At 55.5% G+C, this 19,757-nt stretch carries 21 protein-coding genes; 18 read left to right on the forward strand and 3 right to left on the reverse strand.

Annotated features, from left to right (window positions below):
• The first annotated feature begins 40 nt into the window (after positions 1-40).
• From SK36_RS20435 to nikR, 18 genes are read left to right on the forward strand one after another with little or no spacing between them, the layout of a single operon-like run.
• Positions 41-763, forward strand: coding sequence for a beta-ketoacyl synthase chain length factor (locus tag SK36_RS20435; protein ID WP_048222962.1), 723 nt, complete (start codon positions 41-43; stop codon positions 761-763).
• Positions 760-1,575 (forward strand): lysophospholipid acyltransferase family protein, encoded by an 816-nt coding sequence (locus SK36_RS20440; protein ID WP_045448556.1) that lies wholly within the window; start codon positions 760-762, stop codon positions 1,573-1,575. The genes SK36_RS20435 and SK36_RS20440 overlap by 4 nt, the downstream gene beginning before the upstream one ends.
• Complete coding sequence (locus SK36_RS20445) at positions 1,556-1,813, forward strand: phosphopantetheine-binding protein (RefSeq protein ID WP_016154854.1); 258 nt, start codon at positions 1,556-1,558, stop codon at positions 1,811-1,813. The genes SK36_RS20440 and SK36_RS20445 overlap by 20 nt, the downstream gene beginning before the upstream one ends.
• A 12-nt stretch (positions 1,814-1,825) precedes the next feature.
• Positions 1,826-2,077: an acyl carrier protein gene (locus tag SK36_RS20450; protein ID WP_005121566.1), complete on the forward strand. Its 252-nt coding sequence runs from the start codon at positions 1,826-1,828 to the stop codon at positions 2,075-2,077.
• A gap of 6 nt (positions 2,078-2,083) precedes the next feature.
• Positions 2,084-2,665 carry a COG4648 family protein gene (locus SK36_RS20455; RefSeq protein WP_045448560.1) on the forward strand — a complete coding sequence of 194 codons (582 nt, stop codon included), beginning with the start codon at positions 2,084-2,086 and terminating at the stop codon, positions 2,663-2,665.
• Positions 2,662-4,023: an AMP-binding protein gene (locus SK36_RS20460; protein WP_048222965.1), complete on the forward strand. Its 1,362-nt coding sequence runs from the start codon at positions 2,662-2,664 to the stop codon at positions 4,021-4,023. Before SK36_RS20455 ends, SK36_RS20460 begins: the two co-directional genes overlap by 4 nt.
• Positions 4,010-4,363: an ApeI family dehydratase gene (locus tag SK36_RS20465; protein WP_045448564.1), complete on the forward strand. Its 354-nt coding sequence runs from the start codon at positions 4,010-4,012 to the stop codon at positions 4,361-4,363. Before SK36_RS20460 ends, SK36_RS20465 begins: the two co-directional genes overlap by 14 nt.
• Positions 4,354-6,045 carry a glycosyltransferase family 2 protein gene (locus SK36_RS20470; protein WP_048222967.1) on the forward strand — a complete coding sequence of 564 codons (1,692 nt, stop codon included), beginning with the start codon at positions 4,354-4,356 and terminating at the stop codon, positions 6,043-6,045. The genes SK36_RS20465 and SK36_RS20470 overlap by 10 nt, the downstream gene beginning before the upstream one ends.
• 3 nt (positions 6,046-6,048) lie before the next feature.
• Positions 6,049-6,471, forward strand: coding sequence for an acyl-CoA thioesterase (locus SK36_RS20475; protein WP_045448568.1), 423 nt, complete (start codon positions 6,049-6,051; stop codon positions 6,469-6,471).
• On the forward strand, positions 6,468-7,073 hold the full coding sequence (locus SK36_RS20480; protein WP_048222970.1) for a LolA family protein: 606 nt from the start codon (positions 6,468-6,470) through the stop codon (positions 7,071-7,073). The genes SK36_RS20475 and SK36_RS20480 overlap by 4 nt, the downstream gene beginning before the upstream one ends.
• Positions 7,042-9,360 carry an MMPL family transporter gene (locus tag SK36_RS20485; RefSeq protein ID WP_045448575.1) on the forward strand — a complete coding sequence of 773 codons (2,319 nt, stop codon included), beginning with the start codon at positions 7,042-7,044 and terminating at the stop codon, positions 9,358-9,360. The genes SK36_RS20480 and SK36_RS20485 overlap by 32 nt, the downstream gene beginning before the upstream one ends.
• Complete coding sequence (locus tag SK36_RS20490) at positions 9,357-9,941, forward strand: DUF3261 domain-containing protein (RefSeq protein WP_048222974.1); 585 nt, start codon at positions 9,357-9,359, stop codon at positions 9,939-9,941. The genes SK36_RS20485 and SK36_RS20490 overlap by 4 nt, the downstream gene beginning before the upstream one ends.
• A 1-nt stretch (position 9,942) precedes the next feature.
• Positions 9,943-11,112 carry a beta-ketoacyl-[acyl-carrier-protein] synthase family protein gene (locus tag SK36_RS20495; protein WP_048222976.1) on the forward strand — a complete coding sequence of 390 codons (1,170 nt, stop codon included), beginning with the start codon at positions 9,943-9,945 and terminating at the stop codon, positions 11,110-11,112.
• Complete coding sequence (locus SK36_RS20500; RefSeq protein WP_045448585.1) at positions 11,109-11,585, forward strand: hotdog family protein; 477 nt, start codon at positions 11,109-11,111, stop codon at positions 11,583-11,585. The genes SK36_RS20495 and SK36_RS20500 overlap by 4 nt, the downstream gene beginning before the upstream one ends.
• Positions 11,582-12,313: a 3-ketoacyl-ACP reductase FabG2 gene (locus SK36_RS20505; protein ID WP_045448588.1), complete on the forward strand. Its 732-nt coding sequence runs from the start codon at positions 11,582-11,584 to the stop codon at positions 12,311-12,313. Before SK36_RS20500 ends, SK36_RS20505 begins: the two co-directional genes overlap by 4 nt.
• Entirely contained in the window at positions 12,310-13,539 is a 1,230-nt protein-coding gene (locus tag SK36_RS20510) for a beta-ketoacyl-ACP synthase (protein ID WP_045448590.1), read from the forward strand. The genes SK36_RS20505 and SK36_RS20510 overlap by 4 nt, the downstream gene beginning before the upstream one ends.
• 1 nt (position 13,540) lies before the next feature.
• Positions 13,541-14,119: a 4'-phosphopantetheinyl transferase AcpT gene (gene acpT / locus SK36_RS20515; RefSeq protein WP_048222979.1), complete on the forward strand. Its 579-nt coding sequence runs from the start codon at positions 13,541-13,543 to the stop codon at positions 14,117-14,119.
• A 49-nt stretch (positions 14,120-14,168) separates the two neighbouring features.
• On the forward strand, positions 14,169-14,570 hold the full coding sequence (gene nikR, locus SK36_RS20520; protein ID WP_005121550.1) for a nickel-responsive transcriptional regulator NikR: 402 nt from the start codon (positions 14,169-14,171) through the stop codon (positions 14,568-14,570).
• 63 nt (positions 14,571-14,633) lie between these two features.
• Here the strand turns inward: nikR and SK36_RS20525 are convergent, their stop codons facing one another.
• From SK36_RS20525 to SK36_RS20535, 3 genes are read right to left on the reverse strand one after another with little or no spacing between them, the layout of a single operon-like run.
• A complete protein-coding gene (locus SK36_RS20525; RefSeq protein ID WP_045448595.1) occupies positions 14,634-15,758 on the reverse strand; it encodes an ABC transporter permease in 1,125 nt (374 codons plus the stop codon).
• On the reverse strand, positions 15,758-18,505 hold the full coding sequence (gene rbbA / locus SK36_RS20530; RefSeq protein WP_048222982.1) for a ribosome-associated ATPase/putative transporter RbbA: 2,748 nt from the start codon (positions 18,503-18,505) through the stop codon (positions 15,758-15,760). Before rbbA ends, SK36_RS20525 begins: the two co-directional genes overlap by 1 nt.
• Complete coding sequence (locus SK36_RS20535) at positions 18,502-19,569, reverse strand: HlyD family secretion protein (RefSeq protein ID WP_048222983.1); 1,068 nt, start codon at positions 19,567-19,569, stop codon at positions 18,502-18,504. The genes rbbA and SK36_RS20535 overlap by 4 nt, the downstream gene beginning before the upstream one ends.
• Between the last annotated feature and the right edge of the window lie 188 nt (positions 19,570-19,757).

Consider the following 19,757-nt stretch of genomic DNA (forward strand, 5'->3'; position numbering starts at 1 on the left):
TAAACAATCGGAACTACCGATTTATCGCGGACGCGCGTTGATGAAATTTGCATTAAACATTATCGACTGGCAGGCCAAGGCGCCAGGGTTAAGCGAAAGGACACAGTGGCATGAATGGTCACGGCTTTCGCACGCTATCGATCCAGCCGCACCACTGGCTAAACTCAGCGAGTTACCGATGATGACGGCTCGCCGCCTCAGTTCCGGCAGCAAGCTGGCCGTCGATTGCGGGCTGGCGATGCTACGCCGCCATAAGATCGATGCCATCCTCTATACCAGCCGCCACGGTGAACTGGAGCGTAACTACCGGATCCTGCACGCCCTGGCGACAGAGCAGGCACTCTCACCGACCGATTTTGCCCTTTCTGTGCATAACTCCGCCGTGGGTAACCTGACTATCGCTGCGAAAAAACCGATCGTCTCCTCCTCGCTCTCTGCAGGCAGGGATACATTCCAGCAAGGATTATGCGAAGTCATGAGCCTGTTGCAGGCGGGATATCAGCGCGTGTTAATGGTCGATTTCGACGGTTTTCTGCCTGAGTTTTATCACCCACAACTGCCTCCTGAAATGCCGACATGGCCATTTGCCGTCGCGCTGGTAATTGAATCAGGTGATACCTGGCAATGCAAAACCCGTCCGCATAGCGCCCATAGTGAGACCTCGTTGCCGCAAAGCTTGTTGTTTTTACAGCACTATCTACAGGATATCGATACGTTTACCCTGCCGGGTGAACGCGTGCAGTGGCAGTGGAGTCAGGGATGAACAGGATACTTCTGCGCCTTAATTGGGGATGGCGGCTGGTAATGACCGGATTTTGCTTTGCCTTGTTTGGTCTCGGGGGACTACTGCTTTCTACTATCTGGTTTAACTTATTGTTAGTTGCGATATGGAATAATACCAGACGTCGGCGCATCGCCAGACGCAGCATTGCCGCCAGTTTTCGTCTCTTTTTAACCGTGGCGAAACGACTTGGCGTACTGGATTACCGCATTGAAGGACGAGATATCTTGCGCAAAGAGCGAGGGTGTCTGGTGGTCGCCAATCATCCGACGCTAATCGACTATGTGTTACTGGCCTCGGTTATGCCGGAAACGGACTGCCTGGTGAAAAGCGCGCTCCTGAAGAATCCGTTCCTCGGCGGCGTAGTCCGGGCGGCAGATTACCTGATTAATAGTCAGGCCGATGCGCTATTGCCTGCCTGCCAGCAACGGCTGGAACAAGGCGATACAATTTTAATTTTCCCCGAGGGTACTCGCACACGCCCCGGAGAGGAAATGACGCTACAGCGCGGTGCAGCAAATATCGCTGTGCGCTGCAGCAGCGATTTACGCATAGTGACCATTAACTGCAGCGAACAAATGCTGGATAAAGAAAGCAAATGGTATGACGTCCCATCGGTAAAACCAGTATTTACTATTTCAGTACACGAACGAGTTAAAATCGATCAATTTTACGATGCAAATTCACAAGAACCGGCGCTGGCTGCAAGGCAGTTAAACCGGCATCTTTTGCTTCAATTACAACCAGGTAATTTACCTCTTTCAGGAATTAATGATGCAAGCGCTTTATCTTGAAATCAAAAATCTCATTATAACGACACTGAATCTCGACGAACTGACAGCTGACGATATTGAAACCGAAGCGGCACTCTTTGGTGATGGCTTAGGGCTGGACTCGATCGATGCTCTGGAGCTGGGTCTGGCGGTGAAAAACGAGTATGGCGTGGTGCTCTCTGCTGAGAGTGAAGAGATGCGCCAGCACTTCTTCTCCGTCGCCACGCTGGCATCTTTCATTCACGCGCAACGTGCCTGAGGATAGTCCGTTATGACCGAACAAAAAGCCATTTACGAAGAAGTCTCCTCGCTGCTGGTTAAGCTATTCGAAGTCGACCCACAGGATATCAAGCCTGAGGCACGCCTGTACGAAGATCTGGAGCTCGACAGCATTGATGCCGTCGACATGATCGTGCATCTGCAAAAGAAAACCGGTAAGAAAATCAAGCCGGAAGAGTTCAAAGCAGTACGCACCGTACAAGATGTCGTCGATGCGGTAGAACGCCTTCTTAAAGAAGCGTAACTCACCGTGTCGGGCACTCGCTCGCTGCCAGTCGTACAACTGCTAACAGGTTTACTGCTGTTGGCCTGGCCATTTTTAATCTGGTTTGGCCTGGCGCATAACAGCCTGCACTGGCTGCTGCCGTTGATGGCGCTACTCCTGTTTTTGCGCTTTCGCCAGACCCGGCGACAGGCGGGGCCGTTGCGCGTCGTGACACAGGTAGTGGCGGTCGCTGGCATCACACTGTGCATTGCCAGCTATCTGCTCAAAACGCACCAACTGTTGCTGTTTTATCCGGTGGTGGTAAATGGCGTCATGCTGGCGGTATTTGGTGGCTCACTCTGGTCAGCCATGCCAATTGTCGAACGGCTGGCGCGACTGCGTGACCCAAACCTTCCCGAAGCGGGCGTGCGCTACACTCGCCGTGTGACGCAAATCTGGTGCGCCTTTTTCATCCTTAACGGCAGCGTTGCGCTTTTTACCGCACTGTATGGCGATATGTCACTGTGGACGACCTGGAACGGTATGATCTCCTATCTGCTGATGGGAACACTCATGGCGGGTGAGTGGTTAGTTCGCCAACAGATGATAAAACGAGATACCCAATGAAGCAGCCCCTCACTCTTGCTCAATGGCTCAGTGCCCCACGTCCGGACGGAGTGCCTGTGGCGTGGCAGGAAGAGCACACCTGGACACTTGGTCATCTGCGCCATGATGTGGCCCGGTTGATAACACATCTGCAGCAGCAGGAAGGTGAACGCTGGGCATTGTGCTTCGAGAACAGTTATTTATTTATCGTCGCACTGCTGGCAACGCTCCACGCAGGCAAAATACCGGTGATCCCTGGTCATTGCCGTGTTTCATTATTAAACGAGCAGCATGCGCTGTTTGATGGCGTACTGAGCGATAAAGCGCTGGACTGGCAAGGTGCACTGCTGGTTGTCAGTTCTGCCATGAAACCCGCTACCTACGATATTACTTTCCCGGCAATACCCAGCGACGCCTTCGTGGAACTCTTCACCTCCGGCTCCACCGGCCAACCGAAACGGGTCATCAAGCCAATCAATCGTCTGGATAACGAAGCCGCGCTGCTCGCGACGCGTTTTGCCGATCGCCTGGCAGGTTGTCGGGTGGTCGCGTCAGTGGTGCCACAGCATCTGTATGGTCTGACGTTTCGTATCTTCTTGCCAATGGCCTTAGGTTTACCGTTACATGCTGCAATGCTGTGGTACGCCGAGCAGTTGGCGGCGCTAAGCCATGAACATCGCTATGTGTTTATCAGCAGCCCGGCGTTTCTGAAACGCCTCGACCATCAGCTTACCCCGCCGCCGGTCGAGATGATTCTGTCCGCAGGCGGCATGCTGCCCTGGCAGGACGTCACGCAGGCCGCTGACTGGCTGAACGTATGGCCCGATGAGATCTACGGCAGCACCGAAACCGGCATCCTCGCCTGGCGTTATCGCCAGCGGGATGATGTGGCATGGCAGCCCTTCCCGGGGGTCATATTCCAGCCAGAAAACGAGGCATTTCGCGTGTTTTCTCCACTTATCGCCGCTGATGATGGCCTGTTGCTCGACGATATTCTGCATTTTACAGAAAGCGGGCAGTTCCGTCTGATGGGTAGACGGGGTCGCGTGGTCAAAATTGAAGAGAAGCGTATTTCACTCAGCGAAGTGGAGCAACGCTTACTGGCTCTGGACGGTATCCGCGAAGTCGCGGCATTGCCCGTCTCACGCGGAGGGCGTCAGGGAGTTGGCGTCCTGTTAGTGCTGGATAACGAGGCGCGTCAACGCTGGCATGAATGCGGGGGGAAACCGCAAGAGCTGAGCTGGAGGCGCTCGCTGCTGCCGTGGCTGGAGCCGGTCGCCGTTCCTCGCTACTGGCGCGTGATTGACGAAATCCCGGTCAACAGTATGAACAAGCGTGTCTATGCGCAATTACAGGAGTTATTTCATGAAACCCCATGAAATCGAGCGCCACCAGGCACAGCCTCAACAGGCTGAGATCGTTTTACATCTCGACCCTTCTTTGTTCTGGTTCAGCGGGCATTTTGCTGTGCAGCCACTGCTGCCTGGCGTTGCACAGCTGGATTGGGTGATGCATTACGCCACCACGCTGCTGATCCCCGGCTGGCGTTTTCACAGTATTCAGAACGTGAAATTCCAGTCACCGCTCCTGCCGGGAACAACCGTAACCCTGAGTCTGAGCTGGCAGGAAGAGCGTCAGATGCTCTCTTTCAGCTACCAGCGTCACGACGGCGAAGCGCGTCATACCGCCAGCAGCGGGAAGATTCGGTTATGTCACTAACCTTTTCCCCTTGCGTGCTGATCCCTTGCTACAACCATGGCGCGATGATGTCGCGCGTACTGGCACGTCTACAGCCGTTTGACCTCCCCTGCATTGTGGTCGACGATGGCAGTGATGACGCCACACGGGATGAACTGGCTCGCCTGGCAGCTGAAAATAGCAATCTGACATTAATCCGCCTGCCTGTAAACGCGGGCAAAGGTGCTGCGGTGCTCCGGGGAATGCAGGCCGCGGCAGACGCAGGGTTCAGCCATGCGGTGCAAGTGGATGCCGACGGACAGCATGACATTGAAGATATTCCCAGACTGCTTGCGCTGGCGAAAGAACATCCGACGGCGCTGATTTCCGGACAACCGATTTACGATGGCTCAATTCCCCGCTCGCGCCTGTACGGACGCTGGGTAACCCACGTCTGGGTGTGGATAGAAACGCTTTCACTGCAGTTAAAAGACAGCATGTGCGGTTTCCGGGTGTATCCGGTTGCGCCAACGCTTCAACTGGCGCAGCGCGTGACGCTTGGCAAGCGAATGGATTTTGACACCGAAGTGATGGTACGCCTCTACTGGCAAGGCAACACCAGCTATTTTATTCCAACCAGGGTTACCTACCCACTGGATGGACTGTCCCATTTCGACGCGCTCAAAGACAACCTGCGCATTTCACGGATGCATACACGCCTGTTCTTTGGCATGTTGCCGCGCATCCCTTCCCTGCTTCTTCGCCGCTCATCCACACACTGGGCACATCAGCAAGAGGTCAAAGGGCTGTGGGGAATGCGTCTGATGGTGCTGGTCTGGCGTTTTCTGGGACGCAAGGTATTTTCCCTGATGCTATATCCGGTAGTCGGCGTTTACTGGCTCACGGCTTCGGCCGCTCGTAAAGCATCTCAGAGCTGGATTAGCCGCGTACGGGCACAACTGACCGCACGTCAGATGGCAGTGCCGTCAAACCTGACCAGCTATCAACATTTCCTGCGTTTTGGCGACGCAATGTTGGATAAAATTGCCAGTTGGCGCGGTGAACTGCACTTTGGTCGCGATGTGGTTTTCGCGCCAGGCGCAGAAGAGGCGTTAAACGTCAGCGATCCGCGGGGAAAACTACTGCTGGCTTCACATCTGGGCGATGTCGAAGCCTGTAGGGCTCTGGCCCAACTACAGGGCAGCAAAACCATCAATGCACTGGTATTCAGCGAGAACGCCCAGCGTTTCAGGCAAATCATGGAAGAGATGGCCCCACAGGCCGGACTAAACCTGCTTCCGGTGAACGATATCGGCCCGGATACCGCCATTCTGCTCAAAGAGAAACTGGAGCGCGGAGAATGGATCGCCATCGTCGGCGATCGCATCGCGGTAAATACCCAACGTGGCGGCGAATGGCGCGTCTGCTGGAGCCGCTTTATGGGACAAGCTGCTCCCTTCCCGCAGGGGCCGTTTATCCTTGCGTCTATTTTACGCTGCCCGGTCGATCTGATTTTTGCCCTGCGCCAGCAGAATAAACTACGCATTCACTGCGAGCCGTTTGCCGACCCGTTGCTCTTACCGCGCGCCAGCCGGCAACACGCGTTACAGAATGCTATCGATCGCTACGCCGAACGCCTGGAGCACTATGCGCTTCAGTCGCCGCTTGACTGGTTTAACTTTTTCGATTTCTGGCAACTGCCGGATACCAAAGACAAGGAGTAAAGGGTGCTTAACGATCCCCGATTTACGGCTGAAGTCGAGCTGACTATTCCGTTCCATGACGTCGATATGATGGGCGTCGCGTGGCATGGCAACTACTTCCGCTATTTCGAGATTGCCCGTGAGGCACTGCTGAACCAGTTCGATTACGGCTATCGGCAGATGAAAGAATCTGGCTATCTGTGGCCGGTGGTCGATACACGGGTGAAATACCGTAACGCCCTGACCTTCGAACAGCGTATCCGTGTACGTGCTCAGATTAAGGAATTCGAAAATCGTCTGCGTATCGGCTACGAAATTTTCGATGCTGAAACAGGGAAACGCGCCACCACGGGCTACACCATTCAGGTCGCGGTGGACGAAAAAAGTCGCGAGCTATGCTTCGTCAGCCCGGATATTCTGTTTGAACGCATGGGGGTCACACCATGAAATTATGGCCACTGCTGGCGCTACTCATCAGCCCATTCGTCAGCGCCCTGACGCTTGACTCCCTGCAACAGCGTTTTACCGAACAGCCGGTAGTCCGTGCCCGCTTCGATCAAACCCGGACGATAAAGGATCTGCCGCAGCCGTTGCGATCTCAGGGCCGGATGCTGATCGCACGCGACCAGGGCTTACTGTGGGATCAAACCGCTCCGTTCCCGATGCAGTTGCTGCTGGATGACAAACGGATGGTTCAGGTGATTAACGGTCAGCCACCACAAACCATCACCGCCGATAACAACCCGCAAATGTTCCAGTTCAACCATCTGCTGCGTGCGTTATTCCAGGCGGATCGTAAAGTGCTGGAGCAGAACTTCCGTGTAGAGTTTGCAGATTTAGGTGAAGGCCGCTGGACACTACGCCTGACGCCTATTACCACACCGCTGGATAAGATTTTTGCGACTATTGATTTAGCCGGAAAAACCTATCTGGAGAGTATTCAGCTCAACGATAAACAGGGCGATCGCACCGATATCGCGCTTTCTCAACACCAACTGACGCCAGCGCAACTGACCGATGACGAACGCCAACGCTTTGCAACCCAGTAAACGTCCCGCGCTGTTATGGGGAATCGCCTGCCTGATACTGCTGGGCGTTTTGCTGACGCTGCTACCTCAGGCGCGTCTCAACAGCAGCGTGCTGGCAATGTTGCCAAAACAGACGTTGGGGACCATACCACCGAGCCTGAACGAAGGTTTCATGCAGCGCCTCGACCGGCAACTGGTCTGGCTGGTGAGTCCCGGTAAACGGCCAGACCCGGCGGTGGCCCGCGGCTGGCTGACGTTGCTGCAAAAATCACACGCGCTGGCACAGGTGAAAGGCCCGATGGATGCCGACAGCCAGCAGGCATGGGGTGCATTCTTCTGGCAAAATCGCAACGGCCTGATAGATAACGACACCCGCGCCAGACTGCAAAACGGCGGTGAAGCGCAGGCCCAGTGGATCCTCTCCCAACTTTACTCAGCCTTTTCCGGCGTCAGTGGTAAAGAGCTGCAAAACGATCCACTGATGCTGATGCGCGGCTCGCAGCTGGCGATGGCCAAAAACGGCCAGCGCTTGCGCCTGATGGATGGCTGGCTGGTCACTCAGGATGAACAAGGCAACTACTGGTATCTGCTGCACGGCGAACTGACCGGTTCATCGTTTGATATGCAACAGACACACCACCTGGTCACCACGCTTACTACGCTGGAAAATGAACTCAAAGCACAATATCCCCAGGCACAACTGTTGTCGCGCGGGACGCTGTTCTATAGCGATTACGCCAGCCAGCAGGCGAAACAAGACATCTCTACCCTCGGTATAGCTACCGTGATCGGGGTGATACTGCTGATTGTGGCGGTGTTTCGCTCGCTGCGCCCGCTGCTGCTATGCCTGATTTCGATTGGTGTTGGCGCGCTGGCGGGTACTGTCGTCACGCTGCTGATTTTCGGTGAACTCCACCTGATGACGCTGGTTATGAGCATGAGCATCATCGGTATTTCCGCTGACTATACGCTCTACTATCTGACCGAGCGGATGGTACACGGTGCGGAAACATCGCCATGGCAAAGTCTCGCCAAAGTGCGTAACGCACTGCTGCTGGCCTTACTCACCACCGTCGCAGCATACCTGATCATGATGCTGGCCCCCTTCCCCGGAATCCGTCAAATGGCGGTATTCGCGGCGGTGGGTCTGAGCGCCTCCTGCCTGACGGTGATTTTCTGGCACCCATGGCTGTGCCGCAGTCTGCCGGTGCGTCCGGTTCCGGCGATGGTGCTGATGTTACGTTGGCTTGCCGCCTGGCGACGCAATAAAAAACTTGCCGTTGGCCTGCCAGTAGCGCTGGCGCTGTTCTCGCTGGCAGGCATGGCGACGCTGCGCGTGGACGATGATATCTCCCAGCTACAGGCGCTGCCGCAGGATATTCTGGCTCAGGAAAAAGCGATTACTGCCCTGACCGGGCAAAGCGTCGATCAGAAGTGGTTTGTGGTGTACGGCAAATCTGCACAACAAACGCTGGAGCGGCTGGAAACCTTTATTCCGGCGCTGGAACAGGCGAAAAAAGAGGGATTACTCGGCGGATATCGCACTATTCCGCTAAATTCGCTCGCCCGACAGCAACAGGATCTCACTCTGCTTAAAGACGCTGCGCCCGCCGTAACGAAAGCCCTGAATCACGCCGGACTGGCAACGGTAAATCCCGACCTTACCGCCATGCCGGTAACAGTCGAAGCCTGGCTTGCCAGTTCAGCCAGCGAAGGCTGGCGGTTACTGTGGCTGACACTGGCTGATGGCGAGAGCAGCGTACTGGTTCCCGTTGAAGGCGTTAAACAAAGTACGGCATTAAACACACTCAGCGCGAAATATCCCGGCGTCGCGTGGGTGGACCGTAAGAGCAGCTTCGACACGCTTTTCGCCCTGTATCGCCATATCCTGACCGGCCTGCTATGCATTGCGCTGGCGGTAATCGCTTGCGGGGCTGTCATCCGACTTGGCTGGCGTAAGGGTTTTATCAGCCTGGTACCCTCAGTGCTGTCTTTAGGTTGTGGTCTGGCGGTACTGGCCCTGAGTGGTCATGCGCTCAACCTGTTCTCACTGCTGGCCCTGGTGCTGGTATTGGGAATCGGCATTAACTACACGCTGTTTTTCAGTAATCCACGCAGCACACCGCTGACATCGCTGCTGGCTATCACTCTGGCGATGATGACCACGCTCCTGACGCTCGGCATGCTGGTATTCAGCGCCACTCAAGCCATCAGCAGTTTTGGCATTGTACTGGTGAGCGGTATTTTCACCGCATTCCTGCTTTCACCACTGGCGATGCCTGGTAAAAAAGAGAAAAAAAGAAAATGATCAAACAGACATTCTGGCGCGCCGCCGCACTGGTCGCTACGTTAATTCTCACCGGATGCAGCCACTCACAGCCGGAACAGGAAGGCCGTCCGCAAGCGTGGCTGGAGCCGGGCACACGCGTGACGCTGCCTGCCCCGGGGATTTCCCCCCAGGTTAATTCACAACAGTTGCTGACCGGCAGTTTTAACGGCAAAACCCAGTCACTGTTGGTAATGCTTAACGCCGACGACAGGAAAATAACGCTTGCCGGGCTGTCGTCGGTCGGCATTCGTCTGTTTCTTGTGACTTACGATGAAAAAGGCTTACATACCGAACAATCAATCATCGTGCCGCAACTGCCGCCCGCCAGCCAGGTGCTGGCTGACGTGATGCTCAGCCATTGGCCAATTAGCGCCTGGCAGCCACAATTGCCGAAAGGCTGGACGCTCATTGATATGGGTGACACACGCGAACTGCGCAACGCCAACGGCAAACTGGTTACGGAAATCACGTATCTGAATCGGAAAGGAAAACGCGAGCCGATCAGTATCGAGCAGCACGTTTTTAAATACCACATCACCATTCAATATCTGGGTGACTGAGATGATCTACATTTCTGCCGTTGGCATGATTAACGCATTGGGCAACGACGCCGATGAAATTGCAGCTAACCTCACACGTGGCATTGCACCCGGAATGCGCGCCCGCACAGACTGGCTACAAGGGCATCTGTGCGCCGTATTAGCAGGCATTGACGGTGAACTTCCGACCATTCCCGACAATTTTCGCGCCCATCGTTCACGCAATAATCAGCTGCTGCTGGCGGCACTGGCGCAAATCCAGCCACAGGTGGATGACGCCATCGCCCGGTATGGCCGCGATCGGATTGCTATCGTGCTCGGCACCAGTACCTCCGGGCTGGATGAAGGTGACGTTCACGTTGATCTCACGCTCAATGGCAAAGTGAGCACCGAATGGCACTATCCGCAGCAGGAGTTGGGCGATCCCTCGCGCTTTCTCAGCCACTGGCTGGCGCTGGATGGTCCGGCCTTTACCCTCTCAACTGCCTGTTCATCCAGCGCGCGCGCTATTATGAGCGGACGTCGCCTGATTGAATCCGGTCTGGCGGACATCGCGATTGTTGGCGGTGCTGATACGCTCAGTCGGATGCCAATCAACGGCTTCCACAGTCTGGAATCCCTCTCCCTGACGCGGTGTCAGCCGTTTGGCCGCGACCGTAGCGGGATCACCATCGGCGAAGGTGCCGCGTTGATGCTATTGACCCGTGAACCACAGCCCATTGCGCTACTGGGCGTCGGTGAATCCAGCGACGCTTACCATATTTCAGCTCCCCATCCACAGGGGGAAGGTGCTATTCGCGCCATAGGCCAGGCGCTTAACGACGCGGGGATTACGCCGGATCAGGTAGGCTATATCAATCTGCACGGTACCGCTACACCGTTAAACGATCAGATTGAGTCCAAAGTCGTGAACGCGATTTTTGGCGAAAATGTCCCGTGCAGTTCGACTAAACACCTGACCGGGCACACGCTGGGCGCGGCCGGGATTACCGAAGCAGCCATCAGTATGTTGATTTTACAACGCGACCTGCCGCTGCCGCCGCAGGATTTTAGCCAGTCGCCACGCGATGAAACGCTGCCGCCCTGCGGCATCATTGAGCAGCCGCAGCCGCTGGCTCGCCCGGTAATCTTGTCTAATTCGTTTGCCTTCGGCGGGAACAATGCCAGTATCCTGCTCGGGAGAATCTCATGAGCCACTATTTATCGCCTGGCGACTATTTACCGCACGATGCGCCGATGCTGCTACTCGAAGAGGTCGCAAGCGTGACGGACGAGACCGCCATCTGCCACGTGACAATATCAGCAAACAGCGTGCTGGCCCCCTTTCTCGATCCAGACGGCAACCTGCCCGGCTGGTTCGCCCTGGAATTAATGGCGCAGACCATCGGCGTCTGGTCTGGCTGGCACCGTCAGCAACAAGGTCAGGAGAGTATTGCTTTAGGCATGGTGCTTGGCGCGCGCGAGTTAGTCTGTGCTGCGGGGGTTCTGCCTGCAGGCAGGATGCTAAGTATCAATGTCAAATTGCTGATGCAGGACGCACGTTTCGGCAGCTTCGAATGCGCCATTCAGGCGGGCGAAGAGACGCTGGCAACCGGTCGCGTCAACACCTTCCAGCCGACATCTGAAGAAATTAACACGCTATTTCAACAAGGAGCGTCCACATGAGTCGTTCAGTTTTAGTTACGGGTGCCAGCAAAGGTATCGGTCGCGCCATCGCCCTACAGTTGGCGGCGGACGGTTTTGTGGTCGGCGTTCACTATCATCGTGATGCGCAAGGTGCGCAAGAAACGCTAGATTCTATCCTCACCGCTGGTGGCGCAGGGCGTCTGCTGACGTTTGATGTTGCTAATCGCGAACAGTGCCGTGAAGTACTGGAGCAGGATATTGACGCACATGGCGCATGGTACGGCATCATCAGCAACGCCGGGGTCACCCGCGATGCCGCTTTCCCTGCGCTCAACGATAATGACTGGGATGCGGTGATCCACACCAACCTCGACAGTTTCTATAACGTCATTCATCCATGCATTATGCCGATGATTAGCGCACGCCAGGGCGGACGTATCATCACGCTGTCCTCGGTTTCCGGCATAATGGGCAATCGCGGCCAGGTCAATTACAGTGCAGCAAAAGCAGGGATTATCGGTGCAACCAAAGCGCTGGCCATTGAGCTGGCAAAACGCAAAATCACCGTAAATTGCATCGCACCGGGACTCATTGATACCGGAATGATCGAGATGGAGGAAGCCGCGCTGAAAGAGGCCATGTCGATGATCCCAATGAAACGGATAGGTCAGGCCGAAGAAGTGGCCGGACTTGCCAGCTATTTAATGTCGGATGTGGCGGGTTATGTGACTCGTCAGGTGATTTCCATCAATGGAGGGATGTTATGACACGTCGTGTCGTGATTACAGGCATGGGCGGCGTCACCGCCTTTGGGGAAAAATGGCAGGATGTCTCCGCCAGGTTACTGGCGTATGAAAATGCGGTACGCAAAATGCCGGAGTGGCAGGTTTATGACGGACTGCACACGCTGCTTGGCGCGCCGATCGACGATTTCACCCTGCCGGAACACTATACCCGCAAGCGTATTCGCGCCATGGGACGCGTGTCGCTGATGTCCACGCGCGCATCCGAACTGGCACTTGAACAAGCAGGGCTGATTGGCGATCAGATACTGACCAACGGTGAAACTGGAATCGCGTACGGTTCCTCCACCGGAAGTACCGGCCCGGTGAGCGAGTTCGCCACCATGCTGACCGAGAAGCACACCAATAACATCACCGGCACAACTTACGTGCAGATGATGCCGCACACCACTGCCGTTAACACCGGTCTGTTTTTCGGCCTGCGCGGGCGGGTAATCCCAACCTCCAGCGCCTGCACCTCTGGTAGTCAGGCGATTGGTTACGCATGGGAAGCTATTCGACACGGTTATCAAACGGTGATGGTCGCAGGCGGCGCAGAAGAACTGTGTCCTTCTGAAGCCGCGGTGTTTGATACACTATTCGCCACCAGCCAGCGCAACGATGCACCGAAAACCACCCCCTCCCCGTTTGATGAAAAACGCGATGGTCTGGTGATTGGTGAGGGCGCGGGCACGCTGGTGCTGGAAGAACTGGAACACGCTAAAGCGCGCGGGGCCACTATTTACGGCGAAATCGTCGGTTTTGCTACCAACTGCGATGCTGCGCATATTACCCAACCACAACGCGAAACGATGCAGATTTGCATGGAAAAATCGCTGAAGATGGCCGGTATTGGTGCCCGGGATATCGGTTATATTTCTGCACATGGTACCGCAACCGATCGTGGTGATATTGCAGAAAGCCAGGCAACCGCCGCAGTTTATGGTGATAATGTACCGCTCTCCTCGCTTAAAAGTTATTTTGGGCATACCCTTGGCGCCTGTGGCGCACTGGAAGCCTGGATGAGTCTGCAAATGATGCGTGAAGGCTGGTTTGCACCTACGCTAAATTTGAGCCAGCCAGATGCCAATTGCGGCGCGCTGGATTACATTATGGGTGAAGCCCGCAAGATTGATTGTGAGTTCCTGCAGAGCAATAACTTTGCGTTTGGCGGCATCAACACTTCCATTATCATCAAACGTTGGCCCTGATATGTACCGGATCGTTCTCGGGAAAGTTTCTACTTTAAGCGCTGGCACATTGCCTCCCGCGCTCTTCGAGCAGGCACCGCAGGGTGCTCGCCGTGAACGCTGGCTGGCGGGCCGCGTGCTGCTTTCCCATACCCTTTCGCCATTGCCTGACATCATCTACGGCGAGCAAGGAAAACCGGCTTTTACAGCCGACACGCCGCTATGGTTCAACCTTAGCCACAGCGGCGATGACATCGCTCTGCTGCTCAGCGACGAAGGGGAAGTGGGCTGCGATATTGAAGTCGTACGCCCACGCGACAACTGGCAGACGCTGGCAAATACGGTGTTCAGCCTGAGAGAACATGCCGAAATAGAAGCAGAACATCCAGACCAACAGCTGGCGGCTTTCTGGCGTATCTGGACGCGTAAAGAAGCCATCATTAAACAGCGAGGTGGTAGCGCCTGGCAAATTGTCAGCGTCGACAGCACCACGCTGACATCCTCGCTCTCTGTTAGCCAGTGTCAGCTCGATACGCTGAGCCTGGCAGTGTGTACTCCGACACCATTTACCCTGACAGCCGACGCCGTTCAGAGGCTGTAACTCCCGCATTCCCTGTGCGCCGACGCACCATATGAAAGGTTAACTGCAGATGCAACGAGTCACCATTACTCTCGATGACGATTTACTGGAAACGCTGGATAGCCTGAGCCAGCGCCGTGGCTACAACAACCGCTCCGAAGCGATCCGTGACATTCTGCGCGGTGCGCTGGCACAAGAGACCACCCAGGAGCACGGCACTCAGGGTTTCGCCGTGCTGTCCTATGTTTACGAACATGAGAAACGCGACTTAGCCAGCCGCATTGTTTCAACCCAACATCATCACCATGATTTGTCAGTCGCCACGCTACATGTTCACATCAACCATGACGACTGCCTTGAAATCGCCGTTCTGAAAGGCGACATGGGCGATGTCCAGCATTTTGCTGACGACGTCATTTCCCAGCGCGGCGTACGCCATGGCCATTTGCAGTGTTTGCCAAAAGAAGAGTAATTGCCCGTTACGTTGCCGGGGGCGCTTAGCTTGCCCGGCCTACGTCGGTTCTGTTTTCCGGCACTACGCCATTGTGCCAATCGTCTTTCTGAAACGCAGCAGTGCTATCAGGAAGAACGCGCAGCCGATCGCCAGTAACGTCAGGAACTGCGGCCAGACGATGCTGAACCCTGCGCCACGATAGAGTATCGCCTGTGCGAGACTGACAAAGTGGGTGGTCGGCATGGTCAGCATGATATCCTGCACCGCCTGCGGCATGCTTTCGCGCGGCGTAGAACCTCCAGAGAGCATCTGTAATGGCAGCAGCACCAGAATCATCAGCAACCCCAGTTGTGGCATTGAACGCGCCAGCGTGCCCATAAAAATGCCAATGGACGTTGTGGCAAACAGGCTCAGCGCCACGCCGAGCATAAACAATGGTATGGAGCCTTCAATCGGCACGCCGAGAACGCCTTTCACCATCAGCATCAACGACAGGCCAGAAACCACCAACACCACCAGCCCCATCGACCAGATTTTTGCCATCATTATCTCAAACGGCGTCACCGGCATCACCAACAGGTGCTCAATGGTCCCGTGTTCGCGCTCGCGGATCAGCGCCGACCCGGTGAGTACAATCGCCAGCATGGTGATATTGTTGATGATTGCCATTACCGCCCCGAAACGCGCGGGTTCCAGATTCGGGTTGAAGCGCATACGGATCTCCAGCCCGACCGGCGTCATACTGTTATCACGATAGCGAGCAACAAAGCTGTTCACCTCACCACTGATAATATTCTGGATATAGCTGTTGCCAGTAAATGCCTGGCTCATACGCGTGGCATCCACATTAACCTGTAACTCTGGTTGCCGCCCTGCCAGCACATCACGCTGAAAGTTGGGGGGAATATTCACCGCAAAGGTATAACGTCCGGCATCAAGGCCAGCATCCATTTCATCCGCGGTGATCATCTCCGGCGGTAAAAACCATGGGCGATAAAAACTGTTCACGATACGGTTCGACAGTTGTGACTGGTCCATATCGGCAATAGCAATCGGCGCAAGATGCAGAGAACCCGGCAGAACCGTTGCAGAAGAATAAACCGAAATGGTGAAGGCGAAGACAATCAGTGCCAGCATCGCCTTATCACCCAGCAGGCTGCGCAACTCTTTGACTCCGAGGTTATAAATATTGCGTAATCGGCGCATCACCCCTCCTGTTTTTTCAGCAGCAACACGCTCAGGCCAATCACCACCGGAATAGCGATCACCAGCGGAATAAACAACTGCCAGAGATCCATCAAATCCAGCGCTTTCGAAAACGTGCCGCGCGCAATGGTCAGAAAGTGGCTGGTCGGGTAAATTTCACCGATCCAGCGCCCCGGTCCTTCCAGCGACGCCACCGGATCGATCATCCCGGAAAACTGCGTTGCCGGGATCAGCGTAATAATCGCCGTACCGAAGATGGCCGCAATCTGGCTTTTCATAAACGTGGAGATCAGCAATCCCAGACCGGTAGCGATAGTGACATACAGCAACGCAGCAAGCGTCAGCGTCAAAAAACTCCCCTTATGTGGCACGCCAAAAACAAATACCGATAGCGCACACAACAGCAGAAAGTTCAGCATCCCCAGTACGATGTAAGGCAGTTGTTTACCGAGTAAAAACTCACTGCGGGTAGTGGGCGTGACATACAGGTTGATAATCGACCCCAGCTCTTTCTCGCGCACCACGCTCAGGGCGCTAAGCATCGAAGGGATCATCATCAACAGTAATGGGATCACGGCAGGAACAATCGCAGGCAGGCTCTTCACATCCGGGTTATAGCGATAGCGTGTTTCAATGGTCATCAGTCCGTTCTGCCCGCTGGCGTTTGGTTGACGCGCCATCACGTCTTGTAGCCAGGCCTGGTGCATCGCCTGTACGTAACCCCTCACCGTTTCGGCACGGCTGGGCATCGCGCCATCCACCCAGACACCAAGCTGCACCGGCGTGCCGCGTGCAATGTCACGACCAAAATTAGGTGGAATTTCTATTGCTACCGCCACCTCACCCGAGCGCATCCGTTTGTCCAGTTCGTCATAACTGGTAAGCGGCGGTTGCTCGATAAAATAGCGGGAACCAGACAGATTCAGCGACCACGCCTGGCTACTGACGGTTTGGTCACGATCGAGCACCGCAAAACGCAGGTTTTCCACATCCATGCTAATGCCGTAGCCCATAATCAACATCAGGATCACCGTACCCATCAATGCCAGTGTTGAGCGGACCGGATCGCGCCGTAGTTCGAGTGCTTCACGGCGGCTGTAACTGAACAGACGCCGCAGGCTAAATCCCTGACGTGGCGGCAAGCTACTCTCATGCTCAACCGGAGCATCTGCTGGCGGTAACTGAGTTTCAGGGGCCGGCCCTGCTGCTTCCTGTAACCAGGAGATAAATGCCTCCTCCAGACTGGCTGCACCACGCTGCTTCACCAGTTCCCGAGGCGTACCACTGGCGAGCACTTTTCCGGCGTGCATCAGCGACATACGGTCGCAGCGCTCCGCCTCATTCATAAAGTGGGTGGAAATAAAAATGGTTACTTTATCCTGACGAGACAAATCAACCATCAGTTGCCAGAACATATCCCTGGCCACCGGGTCAACGCCGGAGGTAGGCTCATCAAGAATTAACATTTCCGGGCGATGAATCACCGCCACTGCCAGCGACAGGCGCTGACGTATCCCCAGTGGTAACGCGCCAGGCAGTACATCTTCGACATCGGCCAGCGTAAAGCGCTCACTCATCTCTTTTACGCGCTCAGGGATCTCCGCTTCCGGAATGTGAAAGAGACGTGCGTGTAGTTCCAGGTTTTGCCGCACGGTCAGTTCGCTGTAGAGCGAAAAAGCCTGCGACATATAGCCCACCCGACGACGAGTGTCGATATTCTTCGGATCAACCGCTTGTCCGAACAACCACGCCTCACCCTCACTGGCTGGTAGCAGCCCGGTGAGCATCTTCATAGTGGTGGATTTACCGCAGCCGTTCGAGCCGAGAAAACCAAAGATCTCTCCGCGTGGTATGCGAAAATTAACGTGATCAACGGCAACAAAATTACCGAAGCGCATGGTCAGATCCCGCGCTTCGATGGCTATCTCTTCTTGTTCTGCGTGATAAGGCGGGATCACGACCGGTTTGTGCGCCTGACGCTGGGCTTCAGGTAACAGTGCGATAAACGCCTGCTCCAGCGTGTCGCTGTTGGTTTTTTCGCGCAGGTGCTGTGCACTACCTGTGGCTAATACCTCACCCGCGTTCATCGCTACCAGCCAGTCAAAACGCTCGGCCTCTTCCATATAGGCAGTCGCGACCAGCACGCTCATGTTGGTCTGACGCTGGCGAATGCTGTTAATCAACTCCCAAAACTGGGCGCGGGAGAGCGGATCCACCCCGGTGGTAGGTTCATCAAGGATTAATAATTCCGGGTCATGGATCAACGCACAGCACAACCCCAGCTTTTGTTTCATCCCACCCGAGAGTTTCCCGGCAGGACGATCGCGAAACGGCGCCAGACCTGTGCTATCCAGCAGCTCTGTTATTCGCGCCTCGCGCTCTGCTTTATCATGGCCAAACAGGCGTGCGAAAAAATCGACGTTCTCATACACCGACAGCGTGTGGTACAAGTTTTTCCCCAACCCCTGAGGCATCCAGGCTATGCGCGGGCAGACATCGCGGCGGTGCTTCGGGTCACGCATGTCGCCGCCCAGCACCATCACGTTGCCGCGCTCAATAACCCGAGCGCCGGAGATGAGGGACAGTAAGCTCGACTTACCCACACCGTCCGGGCCAATCAACCCCACCATGCAGCGGGCGGGGATATCCAGCGTGATATTGTTCAGCGCTACCGTTGCCCCGTAATGCTGACTCACGCCGTCAAGGTGCGCCACGGGAGGAACGGGAACCAGCGCCAGTTGCGTCATTGCGGTAACCTCACCACCAGATCATCCGGCCAGGCACGACTTTCATCAAGACGTACCCAGGCCATGCCCGGCAGCCCGGTTTTGACGTATTCCAGATGCTGCTGTAACAGCTCCGGTGGGATGCGGGCTTTTACACGAAACATGAGTTTCAGCCGTTCATCGCTGGTTTCGACCGTTTTTGGCGTAAATTGCGCCACGCTGGCAACAAAGCTGATGGTTGCCGGAATACGCAGATCGGGCGCGGCATCCAGTACCAGACGCGCTTCACCACCAATTTTTAGCAGACCAGCCTGTTCAGTAGGCAGGAAAAACGTCATGTAAACATCGCTGAGATCGACCATATTCAGCACCCGCCCACCGGCTGAAAGCACTTCACCCGGTTCAGCTACGCGGTACTGCACGCGACCATCGCGCGGAGCCTTAAGCTCGCTATCATCGATATCTGCCGCAATCCGTCGTTCGGTTGCCTGCGCAGCTTCAACACGAGTTTGCGCCTGAATAATGCTGGTGCGGGCTGCTTCAATAGCCGCTTTCGCCGCAGAGACCTGTGCCTTTGATGATTCCAGCGCAGCCCGCGCGCTTTCGGCAGCGGCACGATCGTCATCCAGTTGTTGCTCAGATACCGCTCCACGTTGTGACAGCGAACGGGAACGAATATGACGTTTAGAGACCGACTGCAGTTCCGCCTCGCGCTGCTTTACTACCGACTGCGCGGCGCGCATTTCACTTTGCCGCTGTTCCAGCAACGCGCGCGCCGCCGCAACGGCACTTTCTGCCTCTTTGATTTGCGCGACCGCTTCCAGCCGCTGCTCGTGTAGCACGCGGGTATCCATTTTCGCCAGCACCTCGCCCTGGCGAACGAACTGCCCTTCCGACACGAGGATCGTGTCAATACGCCCGGCAATCTTAGTGGCTATATCTACTTCGGTAGCTTCAATTCTGCCATTACTGGCAGCAAATCCTTCCGGTACTCCCGCCGGACGTAGCATCCACCATACTATCGCGGCGGCCACCACCAGGAGGCCTGCCCCCCACCACACCAGATGACGCTTAATTTTATCCATATTCGACCCGCTATAATCCCTGTTACCAAACGATGCGTGTCACAAAGACCACTGAACAGCTATTCAGCGGGAGATTCCATCCGGGATGAGAAGGAATGAAAAGTAAAGGCCAGACGGTGGACAGGCGTCACGACAACGCTCACCGCAAAGGAAGTGAATGACGAAGATGCTGTGAAATCGGGTAGTAA

Origin of the sequence: Citrobacter sp. MGH106 (assembly GCF_001037495.1) — a bacterium.
Lineage (GTDB): Bacteria > Pseudomonadota > Gammaproteobacteria > Enterobacterales > Enterobacteriaceae > Citrobacter > Citrobacter murliniae.

Excerpts from the sequence above, each read along its gene's own strand:
- SK36_RS20470 (WP_048222967.1), top strand. The coding sequence starts at position 4,354 with ATGTCACTAACCTTTTCCCCTTGCGTGCTGATCCCTTGCTACAACCAT.
- SK36_RS20480 (WP_048222970.1), top strand. The coding sequence starts at position 6,468 with ATGAAATTATGGCCACTGCTGGCGCTACTCATCAGCCCATTCGTCAGC.
- acpT (WP_048222979.1), top strand. The coding sequence starts at position 13,541 with ATGTACCGGATCGTTCTCGGGAAAGTTTCTACTTTAAGCGCTGGCACA.
- SK36_RS20495 (WP_048222976.1), top strand. The coding sequence starts at position 9,943 with ATGATCTACATTTCTGCCGTTGGCATGATTAACGCATTGGGCAACGAC.
- rbbA (WP_048222982.1), bottom strand. The coding sequence starts at position 18,505 with ATGACGCAACTGGCGCTGGTTCCCGTTCCTCCCGTGGCGCACCTTGAC.
- SK36_RS20505 (WP_045448588.1), top strand. The coding sequence starts at position 11,582 with ATGAGTCGTTCAGTTTTAGTTACGGGTGCCAGCAAAGGTATCGGTCGC.
- SK36_RS20500 (WP_045448585.1), top strand. The coding sequence starts at position 11,109 with ATGAGCCACTATTTATCGCCTGGCGACTATTTACCGCACGATGCGCCG.
- SK36_RS20510 (WP_045448590.1), top strand. The coding sequence starts at position 12,310 with ATGACACGTCGTGTCGTGATTACAGGCATGGGCGGCGTCACCGCCTTT.
- SK36_RS20435 (WP_048222962.1), top strand. The coding sequence starts at position 41 with ATGAAATTTGCATTAAACATTATCGACTGGCAGGCCAAGGCGCCAGGG.
- SK36_RS20450 (WP_005121566.1), top strand. The coding sequence starts at position 1,826 with ATGACCGAACAAAAAGCCATTTACGAAGAAGTCTCCTCGCTGCTGGTT.
- SK36_RS20460 (WP_048222965.1), top strand. The coding sequence starts at position 2,662 with ATGAAGCAGCCCCTCACTCTTGCTCAATGGCTCAGTGCCCCACGTCCG.
- SK36_RS20440 (WP_045448556.1), top strand. The coding sequence starts at position 760 with ATGAACAGGATACTTCTGCGCCTTAATTGGGGATGGCGGCTGGTAATG.
- SK36_RS20525 (WP_045448595.1), bottom strand. The coding sequence starts at position 15,758 with ATGCGCCGATTACGCAATATTTATAACCTCGGAGTCAAAGAGTTGCGC.
- SK36_RS20490 (WP_048222974.1), top strand. The coding sequence starts at position 9,357 with ATGATCAAACAGACATTCTGGCGCGCCGCCGCACTGGTCGCTACGTTA.
- SK36_RS20535 (WP_048222983.1), bottom strand. The coding sequence starts at position 19,569 with ATGGATAAAATTAAGCGTCATCTGGTGTGGTGGGGGGCAGGCCTCCTG.
- SK36_RS20465 (WP_045448564.1), top strand. The coding sequence starts at position 4,010 with ATGAAACCCCATGAAATCGAGCGCCACCAGGCACAGCCTCAACAGGCT.
- nikR (WP_005121550.1), top strand. The coding sequence starts at position 14,169 with ATGCAACGAGTCACCATTACTCTCGATGACGATTTACTGGAAACGCTG.
- SK36_RS20485 (WP_045448575.1), top strand. The coding sequence starts at position 7,042 with ATGACGAACGCCAACGCTTTGCAACCCAGTAAACGTCCCGCGCTGTTA.
- SK36_RS20445 (WP_016154854.1), top strand. The coding sequence starts at position 1,556 with ATGCAAGCGCTTTATCTTGAAATCAAAAATCTCATTATAACGACACTG.